This is a genomic window from Rhizobacter sp. P2_H3 (assembly GCF_056403355.1).
Genome location: NZ_JBFUFQ010000242.1, coordinates 1 through 8,343, shown reverse-complemented (window position 1 = coordinate 8,343; position 8,343 = coordinate 1). Strand labels below are relative to the sequence as shown.

The window sequence follows — 8,343 nt, the reverse complement described above, 5'->3', positions numbered from 1 at the left end:
GGTCGGCCCAGCGCAAGGCCTCGTCGTAGAAGCCGCGCTTGTACGCGAGGTGCGACATCGCCAGCAGCGCCTTGCCGCGCAGCGCCTCGTCGAGCCCGTGTGCGTCGCGCGCCAGCGCGGCGGCGCCCAGGCAGTAGCCCACGTCGAGCGGGCCGGCAAAGGCCCAGTAGCGGCCGAGCGCCGCCACGAAACGCCAGCCGGCGTGGGCGCCAGCCGGTAGCTGGGCGCACCAGTCGTGCGCCGCGATCAGGTTGTCCTGTTCCGCCTTCAGTCGCGGCAGCCACGCCAGTTCGCCCGGGCCGTGCAGGTGGCCGCCGGCCTCTTCGGCAAAGGCGACGAAGTGGGCCAGGCAGCGCGCACGCACGGCCTGCGCTTCGCCGGTCTCGTCGAGCAGGTCCTGCGCGAACTGGCGCACCGTCTCGAGCATGCGAAAGCGCGGCTCGGGCAGGTTCTCGGGCGCCATCACGAGCAGCGATTTGTCGTGCAGCTGCGTCACGATCTGCAGTGCGGCGTATTCATCGTCGATGCCCGCGGCCACGGCCGCCGCGGCCAGCGTGCAGCCACCGACAAAGACCGAGAGCCGCGCGAAGACCTGCGCTTCCGGCTCGGACAGCAGCTTCACGCTCCACTGCAGCGTGGCGCTCAGCGTGCGATGACGCGGCGCCACGTGCGAGCTGCCGGTGAGGAAGCGGAAGCGGTCGTCCAGCCGCGCGCGGATCTCGTCGACCGCAAACATGCGCACGCGCGCCGCGGCCAGCTCGATCGCGAGGGCGATGCCGTCGAGCCGGCGGCAGATCTCGGCGATGACCGGGGCGTTGGCCGGTGTCAGCGCGAAGTCGGGCCTGGCGAGCCGGGCCCGGTCGACGAAGAGGCGCACGGCATCGGAGTCGAATGGCAGCGGGCCGACCGCGAAGATCTGCTCGCCCGGCAAGCCCAGCGCCTCGCGGCTGGTGGCAAGGATGCGCAGGCCGGCGCAGGCGCCGAGCAGGCGGTCGGCGAGCCGTGCCACGGGGTCGATGAGGTGCTCGCAGTTGTCGAGCACCAGCAGCGCGCGTGCCGCGCCGATGTGCGCGCACAGCGCGTCGAGCGGATCGGCCGTCGTGTCCTGCCGGGCGCCGACGGCCGACGCCACGGCGGCGAGCAGGCGCCGTGGATCCTGCAGGGCCGCGAGGTCGACGAACCACGCGCCCGCCGCAAAGCCCGCCAGCTGCCGCTGCGCGAGCTCGATCGCCAGGCGGGTCTTGCCGCTGCCACCGGTGCCGGTGAGCGTCAGCAGCGGTGCGCGCTCCAGCAGGCCGGCGCAGTCGGCCAGCGCGTGCTCGCGGCCGATGAAGCGGGTGCGCAGCAGCGGCAGGCGGTGCGGTGTGGAGGCGGCTTCGCCGCGCTCGGGCTCCGCCTCGCGCAGCGCGGCGGTGAACTGGTAGCCGCGGCGCTTCACGGTGGCAATCGCTTCCGCCCCCAGCAGCTTGCGCAAGGCCGAGATCTGCACCTGCAGGTTGTTCGGCTCGACCACCAGGCCGGGCCACGCGAGATCGATCAGATCCTCCTGCCCCACCACCTGGTCGCGCCGCTGCGCCAGCGCGATCAGCACGTCGAGGGCCCGCACGCCGAGCGCCGCCGGCTTGCCGTCGTCCAGCAGCAGGCGTTCGGCAGGGCGCAGTTCGAAGCGACCGAAGTGGAGCGGTGTCGACACGGGTTGGCGCGGGTTTCAGCTTGATTTCAGGTGGGTGAAGGACGCGGCGATGGCGTGCGCGGGACAGTCGCCGCACTGCATCAGACCCCCGGGAGACCGCCCATGGATTTCATCACGACCATTATCCGCACGCTCTCGCACAGGCCGGCACCATCGCATTTCGCGATGGATGGCTGCCAGGGCCTGGTCGCCCAGTGTGAAGCCGAGTCCGACGGCGACAGCCTGCGGCTGTATGTGGATGGCCGGTTCGTGGGCTGGATCGAGGGCGTGGTGCGCCTGTAGCGTCAACAGGCCGTCATGGGCGGGCCGCACAGTCCGCCGGCCCTCCACTTCATGTCAGAACATGACGAACACGTTCTTCTCCCTGCGTGCCCTGAAGTCCATCGCGATTGCTCTCATCGCCGTGACCGCTGCCGCGGCCCACGCCGATGAACTGCCGCGCTGGGACACTGCCATCACGAAGTACAACGAGAAGCAGGTCCGCGACTTCCATCCGATGTTCGATTTCGATTCCGATGGCTGCTACCCGGCCACACCGTTCAACCGCAACAACAACCTGAGCCAGAACCCCGGCCTGAACGCCACCGGCACCGTGCAGGGCGCCTGCCGCGACGGCGGCTGGGGCAACTTCGCCAACACCATCCACCGCCAGCTGTGCCGCGAGACGGTGGAGGGCAGCGATCGCATCGAGCGCTGCGCGCACTTCTACGAGCTGTACTTCGAGAAGGACCAGGCGATCGGCCTCACGTTCCTGGGCGGCCACAAGCACGATGTCGAGACGGTGATCGTCTGGACGGGCAAGAAGAACGGTGGGGGCGATTTCATCTCGCACGTGTCGGTCAGCGCGCACGGCAACTACACCACGCTGCCGATGGCCGGGCTGGAGAACCACTGGGGGCACCCGCTGGTGGTCTATCACAAGGACGGCGCAGGCACCCACGCGTTCCGCTTCGCGAATGCCAACGACCATGCCCACGTCGAGTTCATCGGCAACTGGGGCGAGTTCTACGCGCCGGACATCATCAGCCACTACAGCGCCGTCGCGCAGTGGAATGGCGACGAGTGGACCCGCTACCTGGCCAACCGCAACTACCGCGTGGCGCTGGAGAACTCGAACTTCGGCAGCGCGAGCTTCAAGACCCGCAACGACGGCGAGATCATGAACCAGGCCAACAACGCCGCACCGCGCGGCGATGCGTTCTGGGCCGATGTCTGGTTCCTGTGGGACGACGTGTGGGCCACGCGCGCGAAGGAATTCCAGGCGAACTACCCGCAGACGTACACGCGGATCAGCGAGTGATCTTCAGCGACTGACAGAGCCCGGCGCGGTCAGAACGTGATCACCACCGACCCCGCGCTGCGCTTCGCCTCGCCGTGGAACACCGCCTCGATGTTGTTGCCGTCCGGGTCGAGCAGGAAGGCGGCGTAGTAGCCGGGGTGGTAGGGCCGTTCGCCCGGCTTGCCGTTGTCGCGGCCGCCGGCTTCCAACCCGGCGCGGTGGAACGCCTCCACCATCGCACGGTCCCGGGCCTGGAACGCGAGGTGGTGGCGCCCCGTCAGATGGCCCTGCGCCGCCTGACTGTCGGCGGTGGAGACGAACAGCTCGTCGATCCAGAAGTAGTCCGCGGCACTGCCGCCCACCGGGATCCCCAGCACCTGGGCCACCGCCTCGTAGAAGCGTTTGCTGGCCGCGAGGTCGGACACGACGAGCTGCAGGTGATCGATGAGACGGCCGCGGTGAAGTTGCTGGGCTTCCATGGGGACTCCTCGGTGCTGGGTGGTGGACGGTATTTTCTGAGCCCCACCACGACGTGGAGTTCCGGTCCTTGAAGAACCCGCAAACCTCGCCTATTTTTGAACGATCGTATAAACCGATCGTTCAACCATGAGCCTCAGATCGTCCGACGGCGTGCAGCCGGGCAAGGATGCGTCCGTCGTCGACACCCGCGAGAAGATCCTCGACGCGACCTTCCGGCGGCTGGCGAGCGAGGGGTATGCGGCGCTCAGCGTGCGCCAGATCGCGAAGGACGCCGGCGTGAACCACGCGTTGATCAACTACCACTTCGGCACCAAGGACCAGCTGGTCATCGAGGTGCTCGATGCAGCGAACCGCCGGCTGCTGGCCCGCCAGGGCTCGATGTATGCAGGCCCCGGCGGCTATGCCCGCAAGTGGGCCGAGGCGCGGCGCTTCTACGACAGCGACCTCTCTTCCGGCTTCGTGCGCGTGCAGGCCGAGTTGTGGGCCGCGAGCTTCTCGAACGCCGATCTGCGCAAGAAGTTCCTGCCGCGGCTGCTGGCCTGGAAGCAGCTGGTGCGCGACGTGGTGGGCGAGGCGGTGGCGGCGCTCGAGTCCTCCGGCGTCACGCTGCCGGCGCCGTTCACCGCCGATGTCATCGCCTGCTGGATCTCGGAGTTCTGGCTCGGCATGGAATTCGCCGACCTGCTCGGCGTGAAGCAGGAGCGGGCGCAGCACCGTGCGGCGCTCGATGCGGTGCAGGCGCTGCTCGAATCGCTCGACGCCCGCGCGGCAGGGCAGGGCGATGGACGCTAGCAGCAGCCCGTACGGCAGCGTCGAGCCGGCCCGCCAGGGGGTCGTCGACCGCGACGGCGTGCGCATCTGGTACGCCGTCTGGGGCGACAGCGGCCCGTGGATCGCCTTCGCGCCGCCCATCCAGATGGTGCACAGCGAGATGCTGAAGGCCACGGTGCCGTACCTGTCGCAGCACTTCCGGGTCGTCACGATGGACGGGCGCGGCAACGGCCGCTCGGACCGGCCCGCCACCCAGGACGCCTACAGCTTCGACATCTTCCACGACGATTTCGTCGCCGTGCTCGACGCCACGGCCGGTACCGAGCGCGCCGCGCTGGTCGGCATCTCGTGCGCGGCGATGACGGTGCTGCGGGTCGCGGCCGAGCAGCCGCAGCGCGTCAGCCACCTCGTGATCGCCGGCGGTTTTGCCGAGTCGCTGGTCGACACCGATGCGATCGCGCGCCGGGTGCAGGCCGAGGCCGACCAGACACGCGACGACTGGCCGGGCTACATCGATGCGTTCATGGCCAGCCTCTTCAGCGAGCCGCATTCCAGCAAGCCCTTCGACGACGGCGTCGGCTACGCCCGGGCCACCAGCGGCGACATCATCAACATGGTGCGCAAGGCCTGGAAGGGCAACGACGTGCGGGCGCTGGCGCGCCGCGTGGCCTGCCCGACGCTGGTGATCCACGGCGACGACGACCACCGCGTGATGTATGCGCAGGGCAAGGCGATCCATGCGCTGGTGCCGGGCTCGCGCCTGCTGACCGTCCAGGGCGGCGGGCATGTCACGGCGGTGCGCGACCCGGTGCTCTTCAACCGCAGCGTGCGCGACTTCATCGGTGGCGCGCCGCGCAGCGCGACCTGGGTGCGCGCGATGAAGCGCCGGCGCCGGGCGCTCTTCATCTCCAGCGCGATCGGCCTCGGTCATGTGCAGCGCGACCTGGCGATCGCGCGTTCGCTGCGCACGTTGCAACCCGATCTCGACATCGACTGGTTCACCGTCGACCCGGCCGCCCGCTACCTGGCGCAGGAGGGCGAGCGGCTGCATCCCGTCACGCAGCGCCTGGCCAACGAGAGCCGGCATTTCGAGCAGCAGGCCGGCGAGCACGATCTGTCGGCCTTCTTCGCGCTGCGCACGATGGACGAGATCATGACGCGCAACTTCATGACCTTCATCGACCTGGTGGAGGCCGAGCACTACGACATCGTGGTCGGCGACGAGGCCTGGGAGGTCGACTACCACTACCACGAGAACCCGGAACTGAAGCGCCAGCCTTTCGTCTTCCTGACCGACTTCGTCGGCTGCCTGCCGATGGAGCCTGGCAACGAGCGCGAGGCCCTGCTGTGCGCCGACCGCAATGCCGACGACCTGGAGCATGTCGCACGCTACCCCGGCATCCGCGATGCGGCGCTGTTCGTCGGCAACCGCGACGACGTCACCGAGGCCTCCTTCGGCCCGGGCCTGCCCGGCATCCGCGACTGGACCGACCGCAACTTCAGCTACTGCGGCTATGCGCTGCCCTTCGATCCGGCGGCGCTGGCYGACACCGAGCAGTTGCGGGCCCGGCACGGCTATCGCCGCGGCGAGAAGATCGCGATCGCCACCGTCGGCGGCACCGCCGTCGGCCGGCCGCTGCTGCGGCGCATCGTGCAGGCGTTCCCCCGCATGAAGCGCGAGCTGCCGGAGCTGAGGCTGATCGTCGTGGCCGGCCCCCGCCTGCCCACCGACGATTTCCCGCAGCTCGACGGGCTGGAGATCCGGCCTTACGTGCACAAGCTGTACGAGCACCTCGCGTGCTGCGACCTGGCGCTGGTGCAGGGTGGGCTGTCGACGTGCATGGAACTGGTGGCGACGCGCCGACCGTTCCTGAGCTTTCCGCTGCAGCGCCACTTCGAGCAGTGCGTGCATGTGCGCTGCCGGCTCGCCAACTACGGGGCCGATCGATCGCTCGACTACGCGACGCTCGACCCCGACACGCTGGYCGAGCGGGCGTTGGCCGCGATGCACGAGCCGGTGCGCTACCGGCCGGTGGAGATGGATGGCGCAGCGCGTGCGGCGCTGCGCATTGCGCAGGTGCTCGACAACCGCTGGTGGGCGCGCTGAGCGCGTCTGCCGGCACTTCATGGGGGGTTCAACCATGTTCGGGGTTCTCTACGGCGTTGCCGTCTACGTGTTCTTTCTGGCGACCTTCACCTATGCGATCGGCTTCGTCGGCGGCGTGGCCGTGCCGAAGGACATCGACAGCGGCAGCGCGGTGCCGCTGGCCGAGGCCTTGGTCGTCAACCTGCTGCTGCTCGGCCTGTTCGCGGTGCAGCACAGCGTGATGGCGCGCCGCGGCTTCAAGCGCTGGTGGACGCGCATCGTGCCGGAGCCGGTCGAGCGCAGCAGCTTCGTGCTCGCGGCGACGGTGGTGCTGGCGCTGCTGCTGTGGCAGTGGCGGCCGATCGCGCAGCCGGTGGTGTGGTCGGTCGCCGACCCTGCCGGGCGCTTCGCGCTGCAGGCGGTGTTCTGGCTCGGCTGGGCGATGCTGCTGATCAGCACCTGCCTGATCAACCACTTCGAGCTGTTCGGTTTGCGCCAGGTGCTGGCGGGCTGGCGGGGGCACGAGATTCCGGCGCCGGTCTTCCGGACGCCGCTGTTCTACCGGCATGTGCGCCACCCGATCTACCTTGGCTTCCTGCTGGGCTTCTGGGCCACGCCGGTGATGACGGCCGGCCACCTGTTGTTCGCGGTCGCCACGACGGGCTACATCCTGATCGGCATCTGGTTCGAGGAGCGCGACCTGGTCGCGCAGTTCGGCGACCGCTACCGCGTCTACCGGGAGCAGGTGGGGATGCTGCTGCCGTGGCCGCGCAAGGGAAGCGGGAGGGATGCGGCGGAGCACTAGCGCGGGCCGATACAGAAATCTGTATCATCTTTGGATGAAGACGACCCTCGACATCAACGATGAACTGCTGGCCACGGCCAAGGCGCTTGCTGCCCGGCAACGAACCACGCTGACGCGCCTGATCGAGGAAGGCCTGCAACTGAGGTTGAGAGCTCAGCAGGCGACGGTGCCGCGAGGCAAGTCGCGTCTGCCGGTGTTCAAGGGGCGCGGTGGGCTGGTGGCGGGGGTCGATCCGCTCAGCAACAGGTCGCTGCTGGAGGCGTTGGGCGATGACGCCTGACGTGAATGTGTTGGTCGCGGCATTTCGCAGCGACCATCCCCATCATGCGGTTGCCCGACCGTGGCTCGAAGAGGCCGTCGTCGCGGTTTCGTCAGGAGCAACCCTGACCGTGATGCCGATGGTCGTGGCCAGTTTCTTGCGACTGGTGACCAGCCCCAGGATTTTCCAGGCCCCGACGCCGATTGAGCAGGCGGTCGGCTTCGTCGATGCGCTGCTCGCCGTGCCGGGTGTTCAACTGGCGGAGCAGGGCGCGGAGTGGCCTCGTCTGCGCCAGCTGTGCCTGGACAAGCAGCTCAGCGGCAATCTTCTGCCGGACGCCTGGCTGGCTGCGGCTGTTGTTCACATTGGAGAACACCTCGTGAGTTTTGATCGTGACTTCAGGAAGCTGATCGGCCGCACCCATTTCACGTTGCTTGAGGCTGGTGCTCGATAGATGCGAACGAAGAAGGAGGCCCAGTCCGGGCCGGAACAGTTCGGCTTGCCTGGGTTCGACGAACTGCCACCACCGCCACCGCCGCCGCCCGTTCAGGCGGGCCGCGTTCCGCAGGCCGCACAGCACCTGGGTCTTTTCTTCGCGCTGCGGCCCACGCCCGAGACGGCCGAACGCATCATCGAGCTGGCAACCCGGCTGCGCGGCGAGCATGGCCTCGCCGGCAAGCTGCTCTCGATCGAGCGCCTGCACGTCACGCTGCGCGCGATGGTCGACGACGAGGCCAACGTCGAGTCGGCGATGCGGGCCGCCGCGGGTCTCGTGCACGAGGGCTTCGGCGTGGCCTTCGACCGCGCGCTGAGTTTCCCCGGCAGCGGCGCCTTCGTGCTGCGCAGCAGCGACAACCTGCCCGCGCTCGCTGCATTCCGCCGCCGGCTGAACCTGGCGATGGGCGACACCGAATCGCAGGCCTCGCGCAGCGCCACGCCGCACCTGACGCTGCTGTACGACCGCCGGCAC

At 69.0% G+C, this 8,343-nt stretch carries 10 protein-coding genes; 8 read left to right on the top strand and 2 right to left on the bottom strand.

Features of this window, described 5'->3' with window-relative positions; genetic code table 11:
- The coding region (locus tag AC1D1T_RS27305) for an ATP-binding protein (RefSeq protein WP_477992855.1) at positions 1–1,693 on the bottom strand (1,693 nt) is incomplete at its 3' end.
- 102 nt (positions 1,694–1,795) lie between these two features.
- On the opposite strand from AC1D1T_RS27305, the gene AC1D1T_RS27300 reads away from it, so the two are divergent.
- Complete coding sequence (locus AC1D1T_RS27300; RefSeq protein ID WP_477841588.1) at positions 1,796–1,975, top strand: hypothetical protein; 180 nt, start codon at positions 1,796–1,798, stop codon at positions 1,973–1,975.
- A 61-nt stretch (positions 1,976–2,036) separates the two neighbouring features.
- A complete protein-coding gene (locus AC1D1T_RS27295; protein ID WP_477828196.1) occupies positions 2,037–2,993 on the top strand; it encodes an NPP1 family protein in 957 nt (318 codons plus the stop codon).
- 29 nt (positions 2,994–3,022) lie between these two features.
- On the opposite strand, the gene AC1D1T_RS27290 is transcribed toward AC1D1T_RS27295, so the two are convergent.
- A complete protein-coding gene (locus AC1D1T_RS27290; protein WP_477992854.1) occupies positions 3,023–3,451 on the bottom strand; it encodes a VOC family protein in 429 nt (142 codons plus the stop codon).
- A 127-nt stretch (positions 3,452–3,578) separates the two neighbouring features.
- Between AC1D1T_RS27290 and AC1D1T_RS27285 the strand changes: the two genes are divergently transcribed.
- From AC1D1T_RS27285 to AC1D1T_RS27260, 6 genes are all read left to right on the top strand, one after another.
- Entirely contained in the window at positions 3,579–4,244 is a 666-nt protein-coding gene (locus AC1D1T_RS27285; RefSeq protein ID WP_465112625.1) for a TetR/AcrR family transcriptional regulator, read from the top strand.
- On the top strand, positions 4,234–6,330 hold the full coding sequence (locus tag AC1D1T_RS27280; protein ID WP_477992853.1) for an alpha/beta hydrolase: 2,097 nt from the start codon (positions 4,234–4,236) through the stop codon (positions 6,328–6,330). The genes AC1D1T_RS27285 and AC1D1T_RS27280 overlap by 11 nt, the downstream gene beginning before the upstream one ends.
- 34 nt (positions 6,331–6,364) lie before the next feature.
- Positions 6,365–7,114: a methanethiol S-methyltransferase gene (mddA, locus tag AC1D1T_RS27275; protein WP_465112627.1), complete on the top strand. Its 750-nt coding sequence runs from the start codon at positions 6,365–6,367 to the stop codon at positions 7,112–7,114.
- Positions 7,115–7,148: 34 nt separating this feature from the next.
- Positions 7,149–7,394, top strand: a complete 246-nt coding sequence (locus AC1D1T_RS27270; RefSeq protein WP_477829018.1) for a DUF6364 family protein — start codon at positions 7,149–7,151, stop codon at positions 7,392–7,394.
- Complete coding sequence (locus AC1D1T_RS27265) at positions 7,384–7,827, top strand: TA system VapC family ribonuclease toxin (protein WP_477829017.1); 444 nt, start codon at positions 7,384–7,386, stop codon at positions 7,825–7,827. Before AC1D1T_RS27270 ends, AC1D1T_RS27265 begins: the two co-directional genes overlap by 11 nt.
- Positions 7,828–8,343 (top strand): 2'-5' RNA ligase family protein (locus tag AC1D1T_RS27260; RefSeq protein ID WP_477992852.1); only part of this gene is annotated, 516 nt, incomplete at its 3' end.